At 74.2% G+C, this 24,830-nt stretch carries 19 protein-coding genes; 8 read left to right on the top strand and 11 right to left on the bottom strand.

Features of this window, described 5'->3' with window-relative positions; all coding sequences use genetic code 11:
• Positions 1 to 287: 287 nt before the first annotated feature.
• The 3 genes from AB0H83_RS44290 to AB0H83_RS44280 are packed head-to-tail and all read right to left on the bottom strand — an operon-like array spanning position 288 to position 2,709.
• Positions 288 to 884, bottom strand: coding sequence for a TetR/AcrR family transcriptional regulator (locus AB0H83_RS44290; RefSeq protein ID WP_360107332.1), 597 nt, complete (start codon positions 882 to 884; stop codon positions 288 to 290).
• A 20-nt stretch (positions 885 to 904) separates the two neighbouring features.
• A complete protein-coding gene (locus tag AB0H83_RS44285; RefSeq protein ID WP_360107329.1) occupies positions 905 to 1,588 on the bottom strand; it encodes an ABC transporter ATP-binding protein in 684 nt (227 codons plus the stop codon).
• A complete protein-coding gene (locus AB0H83_RS44280) occupies positions 1,585 to 2,709 on the bottom strand; it encodes an ABC transporter permease (RefSeq protein ID WP_360107326.1) in 1,125 nt (374 codons plus the stop codon). Before AB0H83_RS44280 ends, AB0H83_RS44285 begins: the two co-directional genes overlap by 4 nt.
• A 267-nt stretch (positions 2,710 to 2,976) precedes the next feature.
• Here AB0H83_RS44280 and AB0H83_RS44275 point away from each other — a divergent pair, with 267 nt between their 5' ends.
• Positions 2,977 to 4,398 (top strand): FAD-dependent monooxygenase, encoded by a 1,422-nt coding sequence (locus AB0H83_RS44275; RefSeq protein WP_360107324.1) that lies wholly within the window; start codon positions 2,977 to 2,979, stop codon positions 4,396 to 4,398.
• A 12-nt stretch (positions 4,399 to 4,410) separates the two neighbouring features.
• Here AB0H83_RS44275 and AB0H83_RS44270 read toward each other — a convergent pair whose 3' ends face one another.
• The 4 genes from AB0H83_RS44270 to AB0H83_RS44255 all read right to left on the bottom strand — a co-directional run bounded on the left by AB0H83_RS44270 (position 4,411) and on the right by AB0H83_RS44255 (position 8,932).
• Positions 4,411 to 5,757: a PASTA domain-containing protein gene (locus tag AB0H83_RS44270; protein WP_360107321.1), complete on the bottom strand. Its 1,347-nt coding sequence runs from the start codon at positions 5,755 to 5,757 to the stop codon at positions 4,411 to 4,413.
• A gap of 101 nt (positions 5,758 to 5,858) precedes the next feature.
• Positions 5,859 to 6,857, bottom strand: coding sequence for a beta-ketoacyl-ACP synthase 3 (locus tag AB0H83_RS44265; protein ID WP_360107318.1), 999 nt, complete (start codon positions 6,855 to 6,857; stop codon positions 5,859 to 5,861).
• Positions 6,858 to 6,904: 47 nt separating this feature from the next.
• Complete coding sequence (locus tag AB0H83_RS44260) at positions 6,905 to 7,567, bottom strand: PadR family transcriptional regulator (RefSeq protein ID WP_360107335.1); 663 nt, start codon at positions 7,565 to 7,567, stop codon at positions 6,905 to 6,907.
• Between the two features lie 93 nt (positions 7,568 to 7,660).
• Complete coding sequence (locus AB0H83_RS44255; protein WP_360107315.1) at positions 7,661 to 8,932, bottom strand: MFS transporter; 1,272 nt, start codon at positions 8,930 to 8,932, stop codon at positions 7,661 to 7,663.
• 503 nt (positions 8,933 to 9,435) lie between these two features.
• On the opposite strand from AB0H83_RS44255, the gene AB0H83_RS44250 reads away from it, so the two are divergent.
• Both AB0H83_RS44250 and AB0H83_RS44245 read left to right on the top strand, forming a co-directional pair.
• Positions 9,436 to 11,139: a carbamoyltransferase N-terminal domain-containing protein gene (locus tag AB0H83_RS44250; protein ID WP_360107312.1), complete on the top strand. Its 1,704-nt coding sequence runs from the start codon at positions 9,436 to 9,438 to the stop codon at positions 11,137 to 11,139.
• Positions 11,136 to 11,360, top strand: a complete 225-nt coding sequence (locus AB0H83_RS44245; protein ID WP_360107309.1) for a hypothetical protein — start codon at positions 11,136 to 11,138, stop codon at positions 11,358 to 11,360. The genes AB0H83_RS44250 and AB0H83_RS44245 overlap by 4 nt, the downstream gene beginning before the upstream one ends.
• A 66-nt stretch (positions 11,361 to 11,426) precedes the next feature.
• Here AB0H83_RS44245 and AB0H83_RS44240 read toward each other — a convergent pair whose 3' ends face one another.
• The 4 genes from AB0H83_RS44240 to AB0H83_RS44225 are packed head-to-tail and all read right to left on the bottom strand — an operon-like array spanning position 11,427 to position 16,359.
• Positions 11,427 to 11,624, bottom strand: a complete 198-nt coding sequence (locus AB0H83_RS44240) for an MbtH family NRPS accessory protein (protein WP_360107306.1) — start codon at positions 11,622 to 11,624, stop codon at positions 11,427 to 11,429.
• A 15-nt stretch (positions 11,625 to 11,639) separates the two neighbouring features.
• Positions 11,640 to 14,216, bottom strand: coding sequence for an amino acid adenylation domain-containing protein (locus AB0H83_RS44235; protein WP_360107303.1), 2,577 nt, complete (start codon positions 14,214 to 14,216; stop codon positions 11,640 to 11,642).
• Positions 14,216 to 14,941 (bottom strand): aspartate/glutamate racemase family protein, encoded by a 726-nt coding sequence (locus AB0H83_RS44230; RefSeq protein ID WP_360107300.1) that lies wholly within the window; start codon positions 14,939 to 14,941, stop codon positions 14,216 to 14,218. Before AB0H83_RS44230 ends, AB0H83_RS44235 begins: the two co-directional genes overlap by 1 nt.
• Entirely contained in the window at positions 14,938 to 16,359 is a 1,422-nt protein-coding gene (locus tag AB0H83_RS44225; protein ID WP_360107297.1) for an NDP-hexose 2,3-dehydratase family protein, read from the bottom strand. The genes AB0H83_RS44230 and AB0H83_RS44225 overlap by 4 nt, the downstream gene beginning before the upstream one ends.
• A 209-nt stretch (positions 16,360 to 16,568) precedes the next feature.
• Here AB0H83_RS44225 and AB0H83_RS44220 point away from each other — a divergent pair, with 209 nt between their 5' ends.
• Genes AB0H83_RS44220 through AB0H83_RS44200 form a run of 5 tightly spaced genes read left to right on the top strand, consistent with a single transcriptional unit; the run spans position 16,569 to position 24,830 of the window.
• On the top strand, positions 16,569 to 19,565 hold the full coding sequence (locus AB0H83_RS44220) for a non-ribosomal peptide synthetase (RefSeq protein ID WP_360107295.1): 2,997 nt from the start codon (positions 16,569 to 16,571) through the stop codon (positions 19,563 to 19,565).
• 34 nt (positions 19,566 to 19,599) lie between these two features.
• Positions 19,600 to 20,103: a hypothetical protein gene (locus AB0H83_RS44215; protein ID WP_360107292.1), complete on the top strand. Its 504-nt coding sequence runs from the start codon at positions 19,600 to 19,602 to the stop codon at positions 20,101 to 20,103.
• Positions 20,100 to 23,114 (top strand): non-ribosomal peptide synthetase, encoded by a 3,015-nt coding sequence (locus AB0H83_RS44210; RefSeq protein ID WP_360107289.1) that lies wholly within the window; start codon positions 20,100 to 20,102, stop codon positions 23,112 to 23,114. The genes AB0H83_RS44215 and AB0H83_RS44210 overlap by 4 nt, the downstream gene beginning before the upstream one ends.
• The gene (locus tag AB0H83_RS44205; RefSeq protein WP_360107286.1) at positions 23,098 to 23,988 is read left to right on the top strand and encodes an ABC transporter ATP-binding protein; all 891 of its coding nucleotides are present in this window, start codon (positions 23,098 to 23,100) and stop codon (positions 23,986 to 23,988) included. Before AB0H83_RS44210 ends, AB0H83_RS44205 begins: the two co-directional genes overlap by 17 nt.
• Positions 23,985 to 24,830, top strand: a complete 846-nt coding sequence (locus AB0H83_RS44200) for an ABC transporter permease (RefSeq protein ID WP_360107283.1) — start codon at positions 23,985 to 23,987, stop codon at positions 24,828 to 24,830. The genes AB0H83_RS44205 and AB0H83_RS44200 overlap by 4 nt, the downstream gene beginning before the upstream one ends.

The raw sequence follows: 24,830 nt of genomic DNA, 5'->3' as shown, positions 1-24,830 counted from the left end.
ATCGACCCGTGCAACCTGCAGTTCCTGTACCAGGGCAAGAACCCCAGCGCGGGCGGCGACTACAACCTGCTGCCGTGGCGGCCGGCTGTGCTGACGCTGCAACGCTGAGGCTCGGATCCAACCGTGGGCGTGCCCGGTGCCGGCGAGGCATCGGGCACGCCCGCCTGGTTGGTGGCCGGCGCTGGCCGAGCTAGCGTCGGCCGTCGAACGGTCCGTTCAGGAACTGGTCCGCAGCGCCCAGTCCGGCGACGTGTCCAGCCTCGGCGCGCTGCTGGCCCCGGACGGGATCAGGTGGCCGCCGGGCCGGATTGGCCGAGCAGGAAGGGTGCGAGCAGCTCGCGTACCCGCGCCTCGACGGAGGGCATGTCGAGCCCCGCCTCGATCATGCGGCTGGCGGTGTAGACCACCGAGCTGATCAGCTGCCCCGTGACGTCCGGGTCGGGCAGGCCCAGTTGGGTGAGGGCGGCGGACAGCGGCTGGCTCATCTGGTCGTGCATGCGTTGGGTGCTGACGTTGACCTGCTCACCCGGCACCGACTGGATCAGTGCGGTGGCGAGGGCGTGCTCACCCTCGGCGACCAGGCACAGGTTCGTGGTGACGTACGCCAGCACCTTCTCGCCCGGGTTGCCGGCGGCGGCCATGGCGGCGGTGACCCGCCGGGACCAGTTCGGCAGGACCTCCTGCACCAGCTCGAGCAGCAGGTCCCGGCGGGACGGGAAGTACTCGTACACCGATGAGCGGGGCAGCCCGGCCCGGGTCGCCACCGCGGCGAGGGTCGGGGGCTGGTGCGGCTGCTCGGCCAGCAGTGCCCGTGCGGCGTCGAGGAGGGCCCGGCGGCGCTGTGCCCGGTGCTCGGGGATGGTGGGTGCGTCGATACGCGGCACGGGCCCCCCTCTCGTGTCCGTCAGCCGGCGGACAACCGCCCGTCGATCATCTCGACCACCCGGTCGCAATGTTCCAGTACATCGTGGTCATGGGTCACCATAACCGTAGCCACGGCGCACTGTTTCGTCTCCCGGGCGAGCAGCTGCACCACCTCGTGGCTGCGGGCCCGGTCCAGCGCCGCGGTGGGTTCGTCGACCAGCAGCAGCGACGGCCGGCCGACCAGCGCCCGGGCGATGCCGACGCGTTGCCGTTCGCCGCCGGAGAGCTGGTGCGGCCGGCGGCCGGCCTTGTGCGCCATCCCCACGTCCGCGAGCAGGGTGGCGGGATCGCGGTCGTCGGCTCGGCGGCGGCTGAGGTCGGTGACCAGGCGGAGCTGGTCGAGGGCGGTGAGCGCCGGCAGCAGGTTGCCGCTCTGGAACACGAATCCGATGTGGTCGCGCCGGTACGCCGCGCGGGCCTTGACGCTCATGCCGACGATGTCGTTGCCGTCGATGGTGACGGTCCCCACGTCGGGGAGGGTCAGCGCGCCGGCGACGGCGAGCAGGCTCGACTTGCCGGCGCCCGAGGGGCCGACCACGGCGACCAGTTCGCCCGGCGCGACGGTCAGGCTCACCTCGTCCAGTGCGGTGACCATCGCATCGCCGTCGCCGAGCCGGACGGTGACGCCGGACAGTGCCAGGCCGGTACGGTCGCTGGTGTTCATCGCTGGCCTCCCAGTGCCGCGAGGGGGTCGATGGCGGCGACGCGGACGATGGCGACCGCCGCGCCGATCAGGCCGAGAGCGGCCAGCAGGAGGGCGGCCACGGTCACCGCGGGTGTCTCGATCGCGAACGGCACGGCGCTGCCGCTGATCAGCCCGCCGAGGCCGACGCCGACCGCGACCCCGGCGCCGATCGAGGCGCCGAGCACCACCAGCGCCTGGATCAGGCCGTCGCGCAGCAGGTACGACCTGGCGGCACCCATCGCGCGCAGCACGGCGAGCTCGTGCTTGCGGTTGATGGTCCACACGGTGAAGAACGCGCCGACCACCAGCGCCGAGATGGCGTACAGGAAGACCTGGATGAGCTGGAGTGTCGAGGTCTCGGCGGTGTAGCCGGGGGAGGCCCCGTACGCCGCCGTCTTGCGGTAGCTGGTCGTGCCGGCGGCGGCGTCACCGGCGGTGAGGTCGACGCCGTCGTCGGCCTGGATGGCGACCGCGGTGGCTTCGTTGGCCGCCGAGTCGCGAATTGCTTCGCCGGGACCGGCGCCCTGGTGCAGGCGCTGCCAGGCGGCGAGCGGCAGGTACGCGACGTCGACGTGACCATAGGTCCGCTGGTCCCCGGTCGAGCCGACCACGGTCAGCTTGGTGCCGATGCGGTCGATGGTGACGGTGTCACCGAGTCGCAGGCCGGCATCGATGGCGGTCTGGGACACCACGATGCCGTCCGCGCTGCCGAGCCCGGTGCCTTCGGCCGGCTTGGGCGCCAGGAACGAGTCCGGCTCGACGCCGAAGAGGGCCAGGTCGATCGGCAACCCCCGGTCGCTGCGGGCGTTGGCCAGCATGTTGCCGAACAGCGTGGCGTCCCGCACGCCGGGCTGCTTGCGCCACGTGTCGACCTGCTCGCGGCTCACGACGCTGCGGGAGAACGCCGAGTCGAGCTTGATGTCCCGGTCGAAGGCGAAGGCGGTCACCGGGAGCCGTTGCAGGCCGGACACGCCGTCGTTGACCAGGCCCGAGGACAGCCCGGACAACAGGACGACCAGCACCGCGATGAGGGCGACGACGCTGCCCATGAGGGTGAACCGCCAACGCGCGAAGCGGAGCTCGCGCAGCGCTAGGAACATCCTGCTCTCCTTTGAGGAAGGGTTTCTCGACGCAGCGTCGGCAACTATACCGACGCGTCGTCGGTAAAACTTTCGGGGGGCGGGTCGTGCTGGACGGATGCCGCCGGGGGCTTGTACGGTGCAGCTGACCGAGACGCCGCCCGAGGAGGTGAGCCCCATGACCGCTGTATCGATGTGGGTGCTCCCCCTTCCCGTCACGGTCGGGCGATTGACGTAGGTGTCGCCGGGAGCGCCGCCAACAGGCACTCCCGAAAGGCAACACCATCAATGTTTGACGTGATCATCGCCGGCTGCGGGCCGACCGGTGCCGTGCTCGCCGCCGAGCTGCGGCTGCACGGCGTGCGGGTCCTCGTCCTGGAGCGGGACACCGAGCCCGCCTCGTACGTCCGCATCGTCGGCCTGCACATCCGCACCATCGAGCTGATGGCCATGCGCGGGCTGCTGGAGCGCATCGCCGCACGCGGCAGGCGGCGCCCGGCCGCCGGCTTCTTCGCCGCCATCGACAAGCCCGCGCCCAAGGGCCTGGACTCCGCGCACGCCTACCTGCTGGGCATCCCGCAGCCGGTTATCGTCCAGCTGCTCGAGGACCACGCGGTCGCGCTCGGTGCGCAGGTCCGGCACGGCTGTACCGTGGCCGGTGCCGAGCAGGACGGCGACGGGGTGACCGTCGAGCTGGCCGGCGGGGAACGGCTGCGGTCGCGCTATCTCGTCGGCTGCGACGGCGCGCGCAGCACGGTGCGCAAACTGCTCGGCGTCGGTTTCCCCGGCGAACCCGCGCGGAGCGCGACGCTGATGGGCGAGATGGAGGTGGGTGTACCGCAGGAGGAACTCGCCGCCAAGGTCGCCGAGATCTCCGCCACCGACCGGCGGTTCAGCCTCAGCCCCTTCGGCGCGGGGGGCTACCGCGTGGTGGTCCCCGGCGCGGCAGTCGGCGAGGAGGCCGGACCGCCCACCCTCGAGGACTTCCGGCACCAGCTGCGCACCGTCGCCGGCACCGACTTCGGCGTGCACTCCCCGCGCTGGATGTCCCGCTTCGGCGACGCCACCCGGCTGGCCGAACGGTACCGGGTCGGCCGGGTCCTGCTGGCCGGTGACGCGGCGCACATCCACCCACCCATCGGCGGGCAGGGCCTCAACCTCGGCGTGCAGGACGCGTTCAACCTCGGCTGGAAACTGGCCGCACAGATCCGCGGCTGGGCGCCGGCCCAGCTGCTGGACACCTACCACGCCGAACGGCACCCGGTCGCCGGGGACGTGCTGGACAACACCCGGGCCCAGCTGGAGCTGCTGTCCACCGGAGCCGGCCCGCAGGCCGTGCGCCGGCTGCTCACCGAACTGATGGACTTCGACGAGGTGAACCGGTACCTGCTGGAGAAGATCACCGCGACCGGCGTCCGCTACGACTTCGGCGCCGGCCTCGACTTGCTCGGCCGCCGCCTGCCCGACCTCGACGTCGCCCAGGGCCGCCTCTACGACCTGCTGCACCGCGGCCGCGGCCTGCTGCTGGACCGCACCGGACGGCTGAGCGCCGGCGGCTGGTCCGACCGGGTCGACCACCTGAGCGACCCCACCGCGGCCCTGGACGCCTCGGCCGTCCTGCTGCGCCCTGACGGCCATGTCGCCTGGATCGGCGACGACCAGCGGGACCTCGACGAGCACCTCGCCCGCTGGTTCGGCCCGCCCGCGTGACGCTCGCCGGCGTCAGCTCCTGCAGCCGGACGGGCCGGTCGGCTCGCCGTACTTGACGACCTCCATGACGACCTGGGTGCCTTTCTCGGCGGGCGTGCCGGCCTTCGGGGACTGCGCCACGACCAGCCAGTTGCGGTCCAGGACCTGGCGCCGGCCCTGCGTGGTGTGGTCCTCGGAGGTGGTGCGGTAGCCGGCGGCGCGCAGCTCGTCCTGGGCCTCCTGGAGGTTCATGCACAGCACGTCGGGCACCGTGCCGCCGCCGGCCGCGCCACCCTCGCCGTCGGACGGTTTGCGCACGCGCAGGGTGAGCTCGGTGTTGGCGTGCACCGTCGTGCCCTCGGCCGGGGACTGCGCCGCGACCACCCAGTTCTTCGGGTCCAGCACCCGGCGGTCCTGGCCGGTGTCGTCGACGAGGTGGACGTTGCGCAGGCCGAGCCGGTTGAGCCTGGTCTGCGCGTCGGGCAGGCGGGCGCCCTTCAGGCCGGGCATCTTCGCGTCGAACTGCGACGCCTTCGGCGCGGCCTTGTTGCTCCAGTCGTGCTGCAGCGGGTGCAGGGCGCAGGACGCGAAGGTGCTCAGCGTCAGGCAGCCGTTCGCGTCGAACTTGACCACGCCCCAGGTGATCGCGGCGACGGCCGCCCACTCGAAGACCCCGCCGAGCAGTTGGGCACCGACCAGCCGGCCGCCCGCGCCGAGGATGAACGGCGGGTCCGCGACCACCGGGTACGCGACGCCGGCCGTGCGGTGCTCCACGATCAGGCGGACGGTGTCGCCGTGCACCTCGTAGTGCGACGCGACGAGCTTGCCGCCGGCGTCGTACGCCCATGACGGGGGGATCGCGCCGACGGTCCTGCCCTTGGCCGCCAGCACGACGCCGCCCCCGGCGGGCTGCGCGGTGGCGCCGGCGACGGTGGTGTCGAACGCGACCGGTGCGGCGGCGCTCTTGACGACGTAGAAGATGCGGGCGGCCTCGGGGGCGAGCACCTGCTCGGCGACGTCGGTGCCGTGCACGGCGTCGCGGAACACCACGACGCCCTGGGCGGCGGTGCCACCGGTGCCGCTGCCGGTGCTGCGCGCGGTGAGCGTGACGGCGCCGTCGCGCAGGACGACGCCCTGATCGAGGTCATCGGTGACGAGCGACGACGTGGAGCTGTGCGACATCGACAGGCTGTGCTCGCCGGCCTTGACCGGCCGGTCGCCGCTCTGGTCGAGCACGTCGGCGAAGCTGCGCGGCGGCTTCGCGTAGGCGGGCACCGCGGCCGGGCCCTCCCGGTCCGTCCTCGGGGTGCAGGCGCCGGTGGCGGCGAGCGCCATGCACACGACGACACTCAGGAATCGACGCCTTTCGCTGCGACCCATGGATGCAGTGTGCCTGACGCCCGCCACGCGAAGCTACCGGGCGGGCACGGAAGGGTGATGCATTCTGGTGAAAGCACCAGTCCCGCTCCCCGCACGGGGATTCATGGAAGCTCGACGACGAGCGCCGCGTAGGACAGCCCCGCGCCGAAGCCGGTCAGCAGCGCCGGCCCGGACGGGGGCGGCGCGTCGCCGGTGAGCATGGCGTGCAGCGCCAGCGGGATCGACGCCGCCGAGGTGTTGCCGGTGTCCACGACGTCCCGGGCGACCCGCACGGTGTCCGGCAGCCGCAGCGCCGCCGCGAGCTTGTCCACGATGCGGAGGTTCGCCTGGTGCGGCACGAACGCGGTCAGGTCCGCCACGTCGAGCCCGGCCGCGCCCACGGCGGCCCGGGCGGTCGGCGCGACCTGCTGGATCGCCCAGCGGAACACCTCCTGACCGGCCATCCGCATGGTCGGCCAGAAGTCGGGCTTGTCGCGGACCGCGAGCCACGAGTCGGTGTGTGCGATGAGGCCGCTGCGGGCGCCGTCGGAGCCCCACACCACCGGCCCGATGCCCGGCAGGCCGGCGGGGCCGACGAGCACCGCGCCGGCGCCGTCACCGAACAGGAACGCGGTGGAGCGGTCCCGGGGGTCGATGATGTCGGTCATCCGCTCGGTGCCGATGACCAGGGTGTACCCGGAGGTCCCGGCCCGCACGAGCGCGTCGGCGACGGCGAGGCCGTGGCAGAACCCGGCGCAGGCGGCGCCGACGTCGAGGGCCGCGGCGGACCCGGCGCCGGTGCGGTGCGCGATCTCCGGCGCGATCGGCGGCGACTGCTGCAGGTTGGACATCGACGCGACGATCACCGTGTCGACCCGGGCGGCGGGCACCCCGGCGAACGCGAGGGCGTCGCGCGCGGCGGCGGCCGCCATGCTCACCACGGTCTCGTCGGGCCGTGCGTGGCGGCGCGACACGATCCCCGACCGCTGCCGGATCCACTCGTCGGAGGAGTCGATCGGCCCACAGACCTCGTCGTTGGTCACCACCCGGTCGGGGCGGTAGGCGCCGACGCCGAGGAGCCGGGTGCCACCGGGTGGGCGGCTGGTCAGGACGGCAGGCATGCATCTCCTCGTGGGTACGGCCGTCCGGGTCGCGGACCGGCCTGCGGTCAGGCCCGCGCGGTCGCGCGTCTGCCCGGGGTGGTGCGGCGTCGCGGGCGTGCGGCGAGGTCGCCGTCCACGGCCGGGTGCGGCACCTCGTCGGCGTCCGCAGGCGCATACGGCAGCAGGTCCGTGTCGTGCACGCCCATCCCGTCCTCGATACGGTCGGCGATCTCCACGCACCAGTCGGCTTCACACTCGAACCAACGCAGGGCCCGCTCCAGTTGCCAGTCTACGTGGTCCGGCCGCCCGGCGGTGCGGTCGGACAGGTCGCGGCGCTGCCGCTCGGCGAAGGACCACAGGATCCCCGCGCGGGTGCGCAGCGCTGTCACCGCCTCGGCCCGGGACAGCGACGGCAGGAACGACAGCGCCGACAGGAACGGGTCGCTCGGCAGCTGGTACTGCCACCAGTACCGCCGCAGCAGCACCCGGAACTCGCGGACCCCGGCGGGGGTGGTCCGGTAGGTGATGCGCTCCGGCCGGGCGCCGTCGCGCTCGCGCGTCACCGGCTCCAGCAGGCCCTCTTCGGTGAGCTTGCGCAGCGCGTGGTAGATCGACCCGGCGGGGACGCTCGTCGCTGGTCGTCCGTCGTACGCCAACAGGCCGCGGCGGATGTCATGGCCGTGTACGGGCTGGAGCGACGACACCAGCCCGAGCACCATCAGTCGCATGGTCGACACCGGCGGAGCATAGACAGCGATGCGCGTCCAGCGGCGCAATGCGGGCGCGGACCACAGAAGGTGTGGCGTTACGCCAGAAACCGATCATCCGTCGGCGGGCTGGACGTGCCTGGACCGGACCGGGGTGAACAGCCCGGCGGCGACGACCGCGAGGAACGATACCCCCACCGCGATCAGCGGGCCGTGCACCCCCACGTGCGCCACCGCGGACGTGAGGACCAGCGCCCCGACCGGCCCGAACGCGTGATGGATCATCCAGAACCCGGCCGTGACCCGGCCCAGCAGGTGGTCGGGCGTCACCGTCTGGCGCAGGGACGCGGAGCTGATCGCGGCCATCGTCTCGCCGAACGCGAACACCACCGCGGCGGCCAGCACCACCGCCAGGTTGAACACCAGGCCCGCGGCGGCGATGGCGGCACCGCAGGCCAGGTACGCCGACAGCCACGCCGGACCGAAGCCGGCCCGGCGGCGGACCGCGGGGGTGATCAGCGCGGCGACGATCGAGCCGACGCTGGCCGCGCCGAGCAGCCCGCCGACGACCCGGTCGCCCTGACCGAGGTCGTGGCGCACGTAGTAGATGAAGACGTCGACCAGGCCGAGGCTGAGGAACGTGACCGGCGTGTACAGCAGGGTGATCGCCCGCAGCACCGGCGTGCGCCACAGGAACCGTACCCCGACGGCCAGGTCCCGCCACACCGCCCGCGGCTGCCCCGCCGCGGGATCGGCAGGTGCGCCGGTAGCGGGGCGGAGCCGGATCAGCAGCAGGCCCACGACGGAGACGCCGAACGTGGCCGCGTCCACGGCGATCGCGGTCACCGGGCCGGCCAGCCCGGCGACGAGCCCCGCGGCCATCGGCCCGAGCACGAACCCCGCACCGTAGGTGGCCTGCAGCCGGCTGTTGGCGGCGGTGAGCTGCTCCCGCGCCACGATGCTGGGCACCGCCGCGGAGCAGGCGACGTCGAACACCATCTGGAACACGGCGGCGACGCCGATCACCGGGTACAGCAGCCACACGTGCTCACCGGCGGTCCACCAGACCGCCGGGACCGCCGCGTACAGCAGCAGCCGGGCCAGGTCGCACCAGATCATCAGCAGCCGCCGGTCGGCCCGGTCGACGAGCACGCCGGCGAACAGTCCGCTCGCGACCGTGCCGGCCCCGGCGATGCCGGTGATGAGCCCCATCTGCGCCACCGAGCCGGTCGCGTGCAGCACCAGCAGCGGGATCGCGACGAGGGAGAACGAACTGCCGAGCGTCGACAGGGCCTGCACGGTCCAGAAGATGCCGAAGTCGCGGTTGTGCCGCAGCGGCACCGGCGCCGGTGCCGGCGGGTGCAGGTCGCTTCCAGACCGCGTCATCAACCCGTCCTACTCGGCAGCCGTCCGGCCGCCGACGATACCGCCGCCCCGGCCCGGTCCGCCCGCCTGACGGCGGACCCGGCGGCGGGCCTAGCGATTCGACTAGTGCTGCCGCCGGCGGCTTGAGCGGCGCGGGCCGCTGGGGTCTGATGACGGCATCGCGCCCCCGCCGGGCACGGGTGTCGCCTCGGGCGGGACGCGAGGTGCCAGGCCGGTCACCTGCCACGAGCGGTGGCCGGCCGAGCCGTCCGCCGGCCCGGGACCGCCCGCGCGGGGTCGAGGCGCACGCGGATGGCGCAAGGCGCTGCACGTCCCGCTCGCCGCCTGGCTCGCCGGTGGCCCGCCCGCCGGCGTGCCGCGCCTGGCCGCGCTGGTCCGCGCCGCCGGCCGGGCTTAGCAATTTCCCAAGCCCGCAGCCGGTCCAATGGTCAGGGTCGGCGGTGCCGCACGCCAGGCGAACCACCCAACCACCCGCACCGCGCGGCACGGCACAGGAGGCCTACGTGATCACAGCCGGGCTCAAGTTCACGCAGAGCGGCGGCATCGCCCTGATCGACGGCGACCGTCTCGAGTTCAACATCGAGATGCAAAAGCTCGACAACAATTCCAGGTACAGCAACTTCGACGACCTGCAGCTGGTGCCGGGGATCCTCGCCGAGCACGGCTACCAGGTGTCCGATGTGGACCACTGGGTCGTCGACGGCTGGGACGGCGCCCGCAACGGCCACATCAAGGTGCAGACCGTCGCCGGAGCCGTCGACCTCACCGTCGCGCCCTACCGGGAGACGCCGGCAGTGCCCGACCCGGGCCGCCCCGCGCACCGCGGCGAGCTCAACATCGATGGCACCGTCCGGCCGTTCACCAGCTTCGTGCACGTCGCCAGCCACCTGTCGGTCGCGTACAGCACCAGCCCGTTCGCCGTCCGGCAGGAGCCGTCGATGGTGCTCGTCTGGGACGGCGGGTGCTTCCCGCGGCTGTACTGCGTGGACCGCCACGGGCGCATCGAGCCCGGCGGTGAGGTCTTCCCGCTGATCGGGCACACGTACTCGATGGCCTCGCAGCACTGGGGCCCGTACGCGCGGCGGGACAAGTCGCGCAACGTCGACGACCTGTCGGTGGCCGGCAAGCTGATGGCATACATCGCCTACGGCAAGCCCAACGACGCCGTCAAGGGCATCCTCGCCGAGCGGTTCCACGAGCACTTCGAGGCCGGCACCGAGCGGGTCCGCAGGTACCGGGCGGCCATCATCGGCTGCGGCAGCAACGGCGAGCCGTCGCACGGCTACGTCCACGCGTACCTCAGCGACGTCGCCGCCGACGTGGCCCGCATCGGCGTCAGCGACGAGGACGTCCTCGCCACCGTCCACGAGTTCCTCGAGGAACTGCTGATGGACCGGGTCACCGCCAAGATCCGGGCGTGGAAGGGCGACGAGCCCTGGAACCTGTGCTTCGCCGGCGGGTGCGCGCTGAACATCAAGTGGAACAGCGCGCTGCGCGGGCACCCGATGATCCGCGCCATGTGGGTGCCGCCGTTCCCCGACGACTCGGGCTCGGCGATCGGGACCGCCTGCGCGCACCTCGGCGTCGACGGCGGCCTGCGGGCCATCGACTGGCACGTGCGCTCCGGCCCGCGCCTGCTGCCGACGCCGCAGATCCCGGCCGGCTGGTCCGCCGCCCCGTGCACCCCGGCCGAGCTCGGCCGGCTGCTGCACACCACCGGCGAGCCGGTCGTGGTGCTCAACGGCCGGGCCGAGCTCGGCCCGCGCGCGCTCGGCGGCCGCAGCATCCTCGCCGCCCCCGTCGACGCGCGGATGAAGGACCGGCTCAACGAGATCAAGCGGCGCGAGCCGTTCCGCCCGGTCGCGCCGATCTGCCTGGAGGAGCACGCGCCGGAGATCTTCTCGCCGGGGACCCCCGACCCGTACATGCTGTTCGAGCACGACGTGCGCCCGGCGTGGGTCGAGTGCATCCCGGCGGTGCTGCACCTGGACGGCACCGCCCGGCTGCAGACCGTCAGCCCGGCGCAGGATCCCGACCTGACGGAGGTCCTCAGGGCGTACCACGAGGTCAGCGGCGTGCCGGTGCTGTGCAACACGAGCGCCAACTTCAACGGCAGCGGCTTCTTCCCCGACGCCGCCACCGCGATCGGCTGGGACAAGGTCGACCTGGTGTGGGAAGAGGGCACGCTGTACCGGCGCGCCACGTGACCACGCCCGCGCTCCTGCCGTCGCTGGACGACGCGGCCCTGCGTCACGCCACGCAACTGCTCGACGAGCTGCGTGGCATCGTCCAGGCCGCCCGGTGCAGCGACGACGCCGGCCGGGTCGACCGGATCGAGGACGCCCTCGCCCAGCTGCGGGCGGTGTCCGCGACGCTGCGCACCGCCCTGATCAGTGCCCGCGACCGGTCTGTCGTCCCCCCGGACTGACCGGTCCGGCGCACGGCAACGGGCCGGCACCCCGACCTCGTCGGTGGTGCCGGCCCGTCGGCCTGCTCAGGCGGTGCGGGCCGTCACGGACTCGCGCAGGCTCCGCGGCCGCAGGTCGGTCCACACCTCGCCGATGCGGGCGAGGCAGGCGGCCCGGGTGCCGACGGTGCCCTCGTCGTGCCAGCCGGGCGGGTTCATCATGTCCGAGGGCATGATCGAGTACTGCTCCTCGTCGTTGCGCACCACACGGAACGTGTCGTTCATCGTCCGGCTCCCCTCTCAGACGGTGGCCACGGCGGCGTCGGCCGGTGCGGACAGCTCCGCGATCAGGGCCGCCTCGACGACCGCGGCGAACGCGCCCGCCGTCTGGTGGTCCAGGACCGCCCGGACCGGCACGTCGATCTCCAACGTCGCCTTCAGGCGGGCGATGAGCTGCGTGATGAGCAGCGAGTGCCCGCCGAGGTCGAAGAAGTTGTCGTCGAGCCCGACATGGTCGACCTGCAGCAGTTCCGCCCAGGTCGCGGCGATCGCCTTCTCCGCCGCTGTGGACGGCGCCACGTACGGCGGTCGGGACGGCCCGTCGTCGCCCGGCTCCGGCAGGGCCCGGCGGTCCAGCTTGCCGTTGGCCGTCACCGGCAGCTCGTCCAGGGTCATCACGTGCGCCGGCACCATGTAGGCGGGCAGCAGCGCGGTGATCTGCTCGCGCAGGTCGCGCGGGTCCGGGTACACCCCCGGCTCCGGCACCACGTAGGCGACGAGCTGTGCGTCGGCGCGGGACCCGTGGACCGTGGTGACGGCGGTCGCGACCCCGGGCAGGGTCGCCAGGGCCGCCTCGACCTCGCCCAGCTCGATGCGGAACCCGCGGACCTTCACCTGCTGGTCCTGCCGGCCGAGGAACTCGATGGTGCCGTCGGCCCAGTACCTGGCCCGGTCGCCGGTGCGGTACAGCCGCGCGCCGGGCCGGCCGGACAGGTGGTCGGGGACGAACTTCGCCGCGGTGAGCTCGGCGTCGCCGTGGTAGCCCAGCGCCAGGCAGTCACCGCCGATGTACAGGTCGCCGGGGGCGCCGACCGGGGCGGGGCGCAGCGCGGCGTCCAGCACGTAGTAGTGGGCGTTGTCGATCGGGCGGCCGTACGGCACGCTCGTCCACGCCGGGTCGACGGCGCCGACCGGGAACGCGTTGGACCAGATCGCTGCCTCCGTCGCGCCGCCGAGCGCGACGACCGCGCAGCCGGGGAACGCGGCGCGCACCGCGTCGGGCAGCGACAGCGGCACCCAGTCGCCGCTGAGGAACACCAGCCGCAGCCGGCCGCCGGGGTCCGCGGCGCGCAGCGCGAACAGCGGCTCCAGCTGCTGCAGCGCCGCCGGGGCGGAGTCCCAGAAGGTGATCGGCTCACTGTCCAGGACGGACAGCAGCCGTTGCGGGTCGCGGACCTCGGCGTCCGAGGCCACGCGGATGCTGCCGCCGGCGGCGAGGACCCCGAGCACGTCGTACACCGAAAGGTCGAAGCCGAGCGAGGTGATGAACAGGACCCGGTCGGCGGGCCCGATCCCGTGCGTCGCGTTGACCCAGTCGATGAGGTTGACCACCGGGGCGTGGGTCAGCACGACGCCCTTCGGCGTGCCGGTCGAGCCCGACGTGAAGATGACATAGGCGACGTCGGTGTCCAGGGCCCGCCGCGGCGCCGCCGACCCCGCGGGCGGCTCGGCGAGGCCCCAGCTGTCGTCGGGGCCCAGGCCGGGCGCGCCGAGCCACAGCACCTCACGCACCCCGGGCACGACCTCGGTGACGGCGTGCACGGCCGGCAGCGCCCCGGGGTCGGTCAGCACCACCCGCACCCGCAGCGTCCGCAGCAGCCCGCGGATGCGCTCCACCGGCTGCGCCGGGTCGACGGGGGCGTAGGCGGCGCCGGCCTTGAGGACGCCGAGCAGCGCCACCACGGTCTGCACCGTCCGCGACAGGTGCAGCGCGACGAAGTCGCCGGGCCCGACCCCGGCCGCGGCGAGCCGTCGGGCGAGGCGGCCGGCGGCGGCGTCGAGCTGCGCGTAGGTCAGCCGCTCGGCGCCCTGCAGCACGGCGACCGCGTCGGGGGTCCGGGCGGCCTGCCGTTCGAACAGCTCGTGGATGCAGCGGCCGGGCTCGCGGGCGGTGCCGGTGGCGTTCCACTGCCGCACCGCCCGGTGCCGCTCGAACCTCGACTGCGGGCCGACGTCGCGCAGGCGCGCGGTCACGGGCGCGGCGGCGACGGCGGCGAGCAGCTGACTGGCGTGCACCAGCAGCAGCCGCACGTCGGCCTCGGTGAGCAGGTCGCCGGGGGCGCTCAGGCGCAGCCGCGCGCCCGGCCCGGCCAGGTCGACCTGCAGCTGCACCAGGTCGGCCGGGTCGGGCACCGGGGCGCCGCAGCGCACGAGCGTGCGGAACAGCGCGGTGTCCCCGGCGACCCCGGAGGCCGCGGCGAGCTGCTCGGCGGGGACGCCGGCGTGGCGGACGTTGGCCGCGTACTGCTCGGCGGTGTCGCGCAGGTGCGCCGACAGCAGCCGAGCCGCGACCGGCCGGACCCGGACCGGGACGGGTTCGGCGGTGTCACCGTCGACGCGCGCACCGTGCACGACGTCGTCGGCGCCGGCGTGCACGGCCAGCAGCAGCCCCCACACGGCCACGACGACGTCCTGCGCGCGCACGCCGGCGCGGCGCGCGGCGGCGGTCAGCTCGGCGGTCTGCGCGGGGTCCCAGCCGACCGACGCGGTGTGCACGGCGGCGCCGGACGCCCGGCCGAGCCGCTGCGGCGTCAGCGCCGTGGGCTCGTCGAAGTCGTGCAGGAGGTCCCGCCAGTACTGCGAGGCGGTGGGTAACATCAGTCAGTCTCCTCGTCGTCCGTGAGTTTCCTCAGGCCGGTGGCGATGCCGAGCAGGGGGTCGAGCACGACCGGGCCCCGTCCGTGCCCCCGCCGCCAGCGGGTGACCAGGTGCATCTCGGTGCAGCCGGCGATGACGCCCTGACAGTCGAAGCGGTCCGCCAGGCGCTGGAAGCGCTGCGCCAGCTCCGCCCCGACCGGTTCGCGTTTCAGCCGGTAGAGCAGGTAGTGGATCTCCTCCTGGGCGTCCGGCGGCGGCAGCACGACCCGGTGGGCGACCGCCGGCCAGTGCGGCGAGCGCTCGAAGGTGCGCACCCTGCGGGTGCCGGTCGTGGCCAGCATGAGGAAGCGCCCCTCGCCGGCCACGTCCAGCTCGGCGAAGACCGCGTCGACGACGGACAGCAGCCGGGCCCGCAGGCCGGGGTCGAGCCGGTCGACCAGGTGGTGCGCGGTGATGCAGGTCATCACCACCCGGGTCGCGCCGAGCCGCACGAGCGCCTCGATGCGCTCGGACACCAGCCGGGTCAGCTCCCCGGTGCGTCCGGACAGGATCGCCTCGGTGCGGTCCGGCATCGCCGGGTCGGAGTCGAGCAGGCAGCGGGGCAGCTGCTGCTCCGCCGCCGGCGCGTCCTGCTCGACGGCCACCTCGTAGACCGTCTGCAGGAACGCCGCCGAGGCGAGCGGGCCCATGCCCCCGAGGACGCCGAGGACCGGTGCCGCTCTCACCACAGGGTGTGCAGGCACGCGAGGAGGCTGCGGGCCTCGACGTTGAGGCAGTTGCCGAAGCGCAGCAGTGTCATCAGCTGGTGCACGGTGAGCCACATGAAGTTCGGCGGCGGCGTCGCCGGGAACGTGTCCTCGACCTCGATGATCTGGTACCGGTTGAGGGCGTGCAGGAACCGGCCGCCCTCCTCCGACAGCCACGTGTCGAAGCGGATCTGCCGCGGCGGCGCGTCGAGCACGTAGTCGAGGAACTGGGGCCGGTGCGCGGTCGGCAGGGTCCGGAACGTCTGCGGCGTGCAGTGCAGCGTCGGCGCGGCCTCCACGATGTCCAGCGCGCCCGCGGCCGGCCGGGCCTGCAGCAGCACGTGCAGCACGCCGTCGATGCGGCGGACCAGCAGCGCCAGCCGGCCGGGCGCCGCCGGGCGCAACAGCGGCTGCATCCAGGCGGCGACCTCGCGGTCCTTGGCCCGCACGTCGACGCCGACGATGCTGAAGTAGCCGCCGGACACGTGGGCGATCTCGTCGGCGCCGCGGTGCCAGCCGGCGGTGTCCAGCAGCGGGATGCGGCGCTGGGTGAGCTCGAAGCGGGCCTTGTTCTCCGTCAGCCAGCTGATCGCGTCGGTGACCGTGTGCACGGCGGCCGCCTCCGGGTCCAGGGACCGGATCAGCGCCGAGCGGAACGGGTCGTCGCCGCCGCTGCCGGCGGCCGGCCGCGCGAACGGCATGATGGACAGCACCGTGCGGGCGTCCATGTTGACCACGTCGTCGAGCCGCAGCAGCTGCTGCACCTGCCCGACGGTCATCCAGCAGAAGCCGGGCAGGACCTCGACGTCGTCCTCGGCCTCCACGACGATGTTGCGGTTGCGCTTGTGCAGGAACCAACCGCCCTGCTCCGACTGCAGCGAGTCGGCGACGACCCGCCCGCGCCGCGGCGCGACGAAGTGCTCCAGGTAGGGGATCGCCCGGCCCTGGTGGACCCGCATGTAGTTGCTGCGGGTCGCCTGCACGGTCGGCGACAGCTGCACGAGGTTGCGGTTGCCCGGCTCCATCTTGGCCTGCATCAGGCAGTGCAGGACGCCGTCGAACTCCTTGACGAGGATGCCGAGGATGCCGATCTCGCGCTGCACGATGATCGGCTGCGTCCACGTCGGCACCCGGAACGGCTGCAGGCCGACGTGCAGTCCCTCAATGGTGAAGAACCGTCCACTGTGGTGCACCAGGTTGCCGGTGTCCTCGGTGAAGCGCCAGCCCTGCAGCCGGTCGAACGGGACCCGCTCCACGGCGTAGGACTGCAGCTCGCGCTGCTCGGCGAGCCAGTGCAGGCACTCCTCGGTGGTGCGGAACCGGCCCTCGGCCGTTGCCGACGCGGTGAACCGCTCGGCCGGCGAGCCGCGGTCCAGCACTGCAGACAGTCGATTCACGCGCCACCTCCTCGGGCCCGCCGCCGCGCGGCTTCAGGGCAGGCGCGGCGACCGGGTCCACCACGCCGACCGCACGCTACGACGTCGCCGCCCGCGCGGCAGCGGATGCACAGCAGTACTGGTCGTCTTCACAGACTTGGCCGATCGCGGCCCCGGCACCGGCGCCTGCTCTAAGGAATCCACCAGACCGGCGCTGTTAGAAACGGTGCATGAGCGTTCGGGGCCGTGCCTCCAGGAAACCGGTGTCGGCCAGCGACCGCTGGTGGCTGGCGCACCCCGACGCGATCTCGCCGGTCATCCAGACCGTCGTGGAGGGCACCGGGTCGATCGACGCCGGCGCCCTGCGCACCGCCGTCACCGCGGTGGCCGCGGCCTGCCCCGACACGGCCCTGCGGTACACCCGCAAGGGCTGGCTCGCCGGCGGCACCCCGCCGCGGGTCCGGGTGGTCGAGGGCACCGCCGACGGGGCCGGGGTCGCCGACGTCGCCGCGCTGCACGACCCGCTGCCGACGCCCGACGGCGCCTGGTGCGAGGTGCTGTCCTGCCCCGGCGACCCGGCCACCGTCGTGTTCCGCGCGTCCCACGCCGTGATGGACTGGCCGGGGATGGCGCTGTGGATCGCCGACGTGTTCCGGGCGCTGCGCGGCGAGCCGCCGCTCGGCGCCGCCGACGACCTCACCGAGGACGACGTCTTCGACCGGTTCCCGGCACCGGCGCAGCGCCCACCGAACCCGAAGATCGAGTGGGTGTCGCCGCTCGGCCAACCGGCCGGTGACAGGCGCACCGCCTGGGCCCGGCGGACCGTCGACGGCTACCACCGCGGCCTGGTCGCCCAGGTCGCCGCCGCCCTCACCGCCGCCTACGACCTGCCCGCCGGCCGCTACGCCGTCGCGTTCGACCTGCGCCGGCACGTCCCCGGGGTGCGCAGCACCGGCAACCTGTCGCAGGTCGAGCTGTTCGACATCGCCGCGGGTGAGCCGTGGGAGGCGTTCCACGAGCGGGTCCTCACCGCGATGGCCGAGGGCCGCGAGGTCAGCGGCCGCATCGACTCGGGGCTGCTGAAGCTGCCCCGGCCGATCCTGCGGGCGATGGTCACCGCGATGGAGAAGAGCCCGCCGCAGAAGCGCCGGTACGCATCGGCGACGGTCCTGGCGCACCTCGGCCGGATCGAGCCGGCGCAGCTGTGCACCGGCGGGTTCGAGGCCCGCACCCTGTACCCGGTGCCGCTGCTCACCGCGGCGAGCCCGCCCGACGTGAACCTCGTCGAGTGCGGCGGCCGCACCGAGCTGACCCTGACCTGGCGCGACGGTGAGGGCGCGGCCGAGCGGATGGGCGGGGTCCTCGACGCGGTCGCCGACGCCCTGTCGCCGCGGCGGCTGCGCCACTGGGACGGCAACGCCACCGGCGCGCCCGCCGACCCGGCGACCGTGGTGGAGCGGCTGCGCCGGGTCGTCGCGCAGCGCCCCGACGCCGAGGCCGTGCGCTGGCCCGGCGGCTCGCTGACGTTCGCCGAGCTCGACGCCCGGTCCGAGGTGGTCGCGGCCCGACTGCTGGAGCTCGGCGCCGGCCGCGGCACCGTCGTCGGCCTGCTCGCCGACCGGTCGATGTGGGCGGTCGTCGGCATGTGGGGCGCGCTGAAGGCCGGCGCCGCCTACCTGCCGTTGGACGTGCAGCACCCCGACGCCCGCCTGGCCGGCCTGCTCACCGACGCCGGCGCGCGGGTCTGCCTGGTCCAGGGCGCCTACGCCGGACGGTCCGTCGCCGGCCCCGGCTGCACCGTCGTGCGGCTGGACGAGGTGCCCGCCGCGGGGGCGCCGCCGGTCGGCGTCGAACCGGCCCCCGGCGACCTCGCGTACGTGATCTACACGTCCGGCTCGACCGGCCGGCCCAAGGGCGTGGAGATCGAGCACGCCGCCCTGGCCAACTACGTCGACTGGACCACCGCCCGCTTCGGCTGCGGCCCGGGCACCGCGTTCGCCGTGTTCACCTCGCTCGCCTTCGACCTGTCCAACACCGCGCTGTTCACCCCGATGCTCGCCGGTGGCACGCTCGTGCTGGTCCCGGACGAGCCCAACCACCTCACGCTGCGGCACCTGCTGGAGCACTCCGGCGCCGACACCCTGTCGCTGACCCCGTCGCACCTGGACCTCATCGGCCAGCTCGACGTGCGACCGGCAGGCTTCAAGGTCCTCGTCGTCGTCGGTGAGCAACTGCGCTCGGCGGTCGCCGCCCGCGCCCGGTCGATGTTCGGCCCCGAATGCCGGGTCCTCAACATGTACGGGCCGACGGAGGCGACCGTCGGGCTGACCCTGCACGAGTGCGCCGAAGCCGACGATGCGGGCCCTGTGGTGCCGATCGGCGTGCCGATGGACAACTGCACCGTGCACCTGCTCGACCCGCAGCGGCGCTTCGTGGCCGCGGGGGAGACCGGCGAGATGTACCTCGGCGGCGCCCAACTGGCCCGCGGCTACCGCAACCGCCCGGACCTCACCCGGGAACGGTTCGTGCACCTCGCCGACGGCAGCAGGGTGTACCGCACCGGCGATCTGGCCCGGGTGCGTTTCGACGGCGAGCTGGAGTTCATCGGCCGCGCCGACGACCAGGTCAAGGTCAACGGGTACCGGATCGAACCCGCCGAGATCGCCCAGGTGCTGCAGGGCCACCCGGCGGTGCGCACCGCGGTCGTCGTCGCGCGGACCCGGCCCGGCGCCGAGCACAAGCAGCTGTACGGCTACGTGGTCCTCGAGCCCGGCGCGCGGGCCGCCGACTGGGACGCGTTCCTCGGCGAGCACCTGCCCCGGTACATGGTGCCGACGGCCACCACCGTCATCGACGCCGTGCCGTACAACGCCAACGGCAAGGTCGACACCGCCGCGCTGCCCGACCCGTACGCGGCGCAGGCCGTGCCCGCTGCCCCGGCCGCCCCCGGCGACGAGGTGCGGCTGGCCGTCGCCCGCGTCTGGGCCGCGACGCTCGGGCTGGACGCGACCCGCCTCGACGAGGCCGCCGACTTCCACCACCTCGGCGGCAACTCGGTGCAGCTGCTGGCGATGCTCGCCGGGGTGTGCCGCGACGTCGTCGGCGCCGGCGCCGAGCGGGCCTTCATGGCCGAACTCGGCCGCATCATCCGCGAACCGACCCTCGCCCGCGTCAGCGACATCGCCCGCCAGGCCCGCGACGGGGCACTGGTGCCGGCGGCCGGCTGACCGTTCCACCCATCAGGACCACCGGGGAGGCACCATGACCGCACTGACGCTCAGCCGTGACAACGCCAGGGGTGCCTACCTGCTCACCGGGGCCGACGGGACCGTGCTGGGCTCCCTCGTCGCCGACCGCCGCTGGCGCCACGGCGAGACCGTCTCCGCCGCCGGCAGCGTGCCCGTGCACAGCGAGGGCATGCGTCGCCGCGCCGCGTGCGCCGGTGACGAGCACGCCCCGGCGCTGCGGCTCGACCCGGCCGGCACCATCGTCGCCGGCCTGCCAGGGGCGCGGTGGGAGGTGACCCGCGACCGCGGCGGCTTCACCGGCACACTGAGCGGCACCGGGGCCAACGGCCCCGTGCGCATCGTCGTCACCGCCCCCGCGGGCGGCGGCGGCCCGCTGCACGCCGACGTGCAGGGTGACCTGCCGGGCTGGGACCTTGTCGTGCTCACCGCGGCGTTCGGGCTGCTGGCCCGCCGCCGCGCCGACACCATGCTCACCGCCGCGCTGGTCAGCGTCGCCACCGGCGGAGCCGGCCGGTGACGGCGCAGGTCCGGCAGGCCCCCGCGACGGCACCCGCCGGCGCCGGCTACCGGCGGGTCGTGTCCGCGACCGACTGGTGGTTCGTCGCCCACCCGCGCCGGATCCCGCCGGTCATCCAGACCGTCGTCGAGGGCTCCGGCACCGTCGACGTCGCGGCGCTCACCGCCGCCGTCGTGGCCGCCGGCGCGGCGAACCCCGGCACGCGGCTGCACCGGCAGGGACAGTGGTGGGTCGACTCCGGCCGGCCCCCGGCGGTCCGCGTGATCGACGGGACCGCCGGTCCGATCACCGGGCTCGCCGCCCTGCACGACCCGCTGCCGACCGCCGGCGGCGCCTGGTGCGAGGTGCTGTGGTGCCCCGGTGACCGCCCCGCGCTGGTGTTCCGCGCCTCCCACGCCGTCATGGACGGCCGGGGCAAGTCGATGTGGATCGCCGACGTGTTCCGCGCCCTGCGCGGCGAACCCCTCCTCGGCGCCACCGGCACCATCACCGACGGCGACGTCTTCGACCGCCTCGGCATCACCAACGCCGAGAGCAAACCCGACGTGTGGTTCCCGTCGCCGCTCGGGCGCCCCGGCCGCGGCCGGCACCGCACCGTCTGGGCCCGGCGGACCGTCGACGGCCACCACCCGGCCCTGACCGCGAAGGTCGCGACCACGCTGCGCGACGCGTACGGCCTGGACACCGCGCGCTTCGCGGTCGCCTTCGACCTGCGCCGGCACGCGCCGGAGACCCGTACCACCGGCAACCTGCTGCAGACCGAGCTGTTCGACACCGCCGCCGGCGAGCCGTGGCAGGCGCTGCACGAGCGGTTCCTCGCCGCGATGGCGCAGGGCCGCGAGGTCAGCTGGCGGCTGGACCCCAACCTGCTCAAGATGCCCGTCCCGGCGCTGCGGACCCTGATCCGGTGCATGGAGGCCGGCCGCCGGGACCGGCACGCGTCCGTGTCGGTGCTGTCGCACCTGGGCCGGGCCGACCTCGCCGAGCACTCCACGAGGACGTTCGAGGCGCACAGCACGTACCTGCTGCCGCTGCTCGCCGCGGTCAGCGCGCCCGAGGTCAACACCGTCGAGTGCGGCGGCCGCACCGAGCTGACCCTGACCTGGCGGGACGGCCCCGGCGTCAGCGCGCGGATGGAGGCGGCCCTGGACGCCGTCGCGGCGGCGCTGACACCGTCGTCACCGGCCGCGGCTCCCATCGTGCCGGGCCCGGCGCCGGACTGGACCGTCGTGCACCGCTTCCGGGAGGTGGCCGCCGCCCGGCCGGACGCCGTCGCGCTGCGCTGGCCCGGAGGGTCGATGACGTTCGCGGAGCTCGACGCCCGCTCCGACGCCGTCGCCGCCCGGCTGGCCGCACTCGGCGCCGGCCGCGGCAGCGTCGTCGGGCTGCTCGCCGACCGTTCCATGTGGATGGTCGCCGGGCTGTGGGGCGTGCTGAAGGCGGGCGCGGCATATCTCCCGCTGGACGCCGGGCACCCCGACGCGCGCATCGGCGCCCTGCTCGCCGACGCCGGCGCGCGGGTGTGCCTGGTCCGCGCCGGGCAGCAGGGCCGGACCCCGGCCGGCTGCACCACTGTCATGCTCGACGACCTGCCCGCCGCCGGCGCCGGACCGGTCGTGGCGGAGCCGGCCGGCGGCGACCTGGCGTACGTGATCTACACGTCGGGCTCGACCGGCGCGCCGAAGGGTGTCGAGATCGAGCACGGCGCCCTCGCCAACTACGCGGACTGGGCCGGCCGCGCCTTCGCCGTCGACGAGGACACCCGCTTCGCGCTGTTCACCTCGCCGGCCTTCGACCTGCCGAACACGGCGCTGTTCCTGTCCACCCTCGCCGGTGGCACCCTCGTGCTGGTCCCCGACGAGCCCAGCCACGTGACGCTGCGGCACCTGCTGGAGGAGTCCGGCGCCAACGCGTTGAAGCTCACCCCGTCGCACCTGGACCTCATCGGCCGCCTCGACGTGACGCCCGCCGGTTTCCGGCTGCTGGTGGTCGGCGGGGAGCCGCTGCGCCCGGCGGTCGCCGCCCGCGCCCGCGCCCAGTTCGGGTCGGGCACCCGCCTGTTCAACCACTACGGGCCGACCGAGGCGACCGTCGGCTGTGTCGTGCACGCCCACCACGCGGGCCGCTACGACACCGCGACCGTGCCGATCGGCCGGCCCGCCGCGAACTGCACCGTCCACGTCCTGGACGCCGACCGGCACCGGGTCGCCGAGGGCGAGGTCGGTGAGCTGCACATCGGCGGCGCCCAGCTGGCCCGCGGCTACCGGGGCCGGCCGGACCTCACCCGCGACCGGTTCGTGCGCCTCGCCGACGGCACCCGCGTCTACCGCACCGGCGACCTCGGCCGGGTCCTGCCCAGCGGGGAGATCGAGTGCCTCGGCCGGGCCGACGACCAGGTGAAGATCGCCGGCCACCGGGTCGAGCCGGCCGAGGTCGCCGCGGCCCTGGAGGCGCACCCGGACGTACGCCGCGCGGTCGTCGTGGCCCGCCCGGCACCCACCGGCACGGGCAAGGTCCTGTGCGCCTACGTCGCCGCCGACCCGTCCGCCGACCTGGAGCGGGTGCGGGCCTTCCTGGCCGGGTCGTTGCCGCGGTACCTGCTGCCGGCCGCCCTGCACCGGGTGGACGCGTTCCCGCAGACCCCCAACGGCAAGATCGACCTGACGGCGTTGCCGGACCCGTTCGGTGACGTGGTCCCGGCGCCGGAACCCGAGCAGACCGACGAGGTCCGCGACGCCGTGGCGAAGGTGTGGGCGCGGGTGCTGGGCGTCGAGCCCGGCCGGCTCGACGGCGGCGCCGACTTCCACCGGCTCGGCGGCGACTCCGTGCTGCTGCTGGCGATGCTCGCCGGGGTCTGCGCCGAGGTCGTCGGCCCCGCCGGCGAGGCCGCCTTCATGGCCGAGCTGGGCCGCATCATCCGCCGGCCGACCCTCGACGGGGTCAGCGCCGTCGCCCGCGAAACGCTTCGCACCACGACAGATGAGGGGGCGCGCCATGAGGCCGCTCGGTGAGGACACCAGCCCGGCGATCGAGGTGCGCGGGCTGCGCAAACTGTACGGCCAGACCGTCGCGCTGCACGACATCGACTTCGACGTGCGCCGCGGGGAGATCTTCGCCGTGCTCGGACCCAACGGCGCCGGCAAGACCACCACCGTGGAGATCCTGGAAGGGTTCCGCCCGCGCGACGGCGGCACCGTCAAGGTGCTCGGTCAGGACCCGTTCCGGGCCGGGGAGGACTGGCGGGCCCGCATCGGCGTGGTGCTGCAGACCACCGGCGAGTTCGAGGACCTCAACGTGGGGGAGGTGGTGCGCCACTTCGCCCGCTACTACCCCGACGCGCAGGACCCCGAGGAGCTCATCGACCGGGTCGGGCTCACCGCGAAACGCAACGCCCGCGCCGCCAAGCTCTCCGGCGGCCAGCAGCGCCGCCTCGACGTGGCGCTCGGCATCATCGGCCGGCCCGAGGTGCTGTTCCTGGACGAGCCGACGACCGGCTTCGACCCGGCCAGCCGCCGCGACTTCTGGCAGCTCATCCGCGACCTCGCCGGCGGCGGCACCACGATCGTGCTGACCACGCACTACCTGGAGGAGGCGGAGCAGCTCGCCGACCGGGTCGCGGTCATCGTCGGCGGCCGCATCCTCGACATCGGCGTGCCGCAGACCCTCGGCGGCCGGGACACCGAGGCCACCGTCGTGTCGTGGCTGGGCCCGGACGGGCCGCAGACCGTGCACACCACCACACCGACGAAGTTCGCCGCGGACCTGCACGCCCGGCTCGGCGGCGAGGCGCCCGGGCTGACCGTGCACCGGCCCAGCCTCGAGGACGTCTACCTGCAGATGATCGGCGCCGCCGCGACCACCACCGCCACCACGGAGGACCGATGACCACCCTGACCGCCGCACCGGCCCGGCGCCTTCCCCGCGCCCGGCTGCGGCGCATCGCCTCCCTCGGCCTGTACCGCGGCCAGATGGAGCTGCTGCAGTTCTTCCGCGGCACCGAGACCGTGGTGTTCTCCCTGCTGTTCCCCGTCTTCGCGCTGGTCATCTTCAGCTCGATGTTCGACGGCGAGATCGCGCCCGGCGTGACCTACAGCGACTACCTGGTGCCCGGCATCATCGCGACGGGCCTCATGGTCACCGGCTTCCAGACCCTGGCCATCTCCATCGCGATCGAGCGGGACCGCGGTGGGCTCAAGCGGATCGCGGCCACCCCCATGCCCCGCTCCGCGTACTTCATCGGCAAGGTCATCATGGTGCTCGTCACCAGCGTGGTGGAGACCGCCGTGCTGGTCGCGGTGTCGGTGCTGCTGTACGGCACCCACCTGCCCGGCACCGCCGACGCCTGGTTCACCTTCGCCTGGGTCAGCCTCCTCGGCGTCACCGCCTGCGCCCTGTGCGGCATCGCGCTGTCGTCGCTGCCGCGCAACAGCCGCTCCGCGCCGGCCGTCGTCGCGCCGTTCGCGTTCGTGCTGCAGTTCATCTCCGGTGCCGCGCTCGTCTTCACCGACCTCCCGCCATGGCTGCAGTGGATCGCGTCCGCCTTCCCGCTCAAGTGGATGTGCCAGGGCCTGCGCTCGGTCTTCCTGCCCGACAGCTACGCCGCCCAGGAGGCCGCGCACAGCTGGCAGCTCGGCTGGGTAGCGGCGTCCCTGGCCGGCTGGGTCGTCCTCGGCACGATCCTGTGCCTGGCCACGTTCCGCTGGACGAAGACCCGGGACGGGGGCTGA

This window comes from Dactylosporangium sp. NPDC050688, assembly GCF_040654515.1.
Taxonomy (GTDB): domain Bacteria; phylum Actinomycetota; class Actinomycetes; order Mycobacteriales; family Micromonosporaceae; genus Dactylosporangium.
The sequence above is the reverse complement of the archived record's forward strand: the minus strand, read 5'-3'. Positions and strand labels throughout refer to the sequence as shown.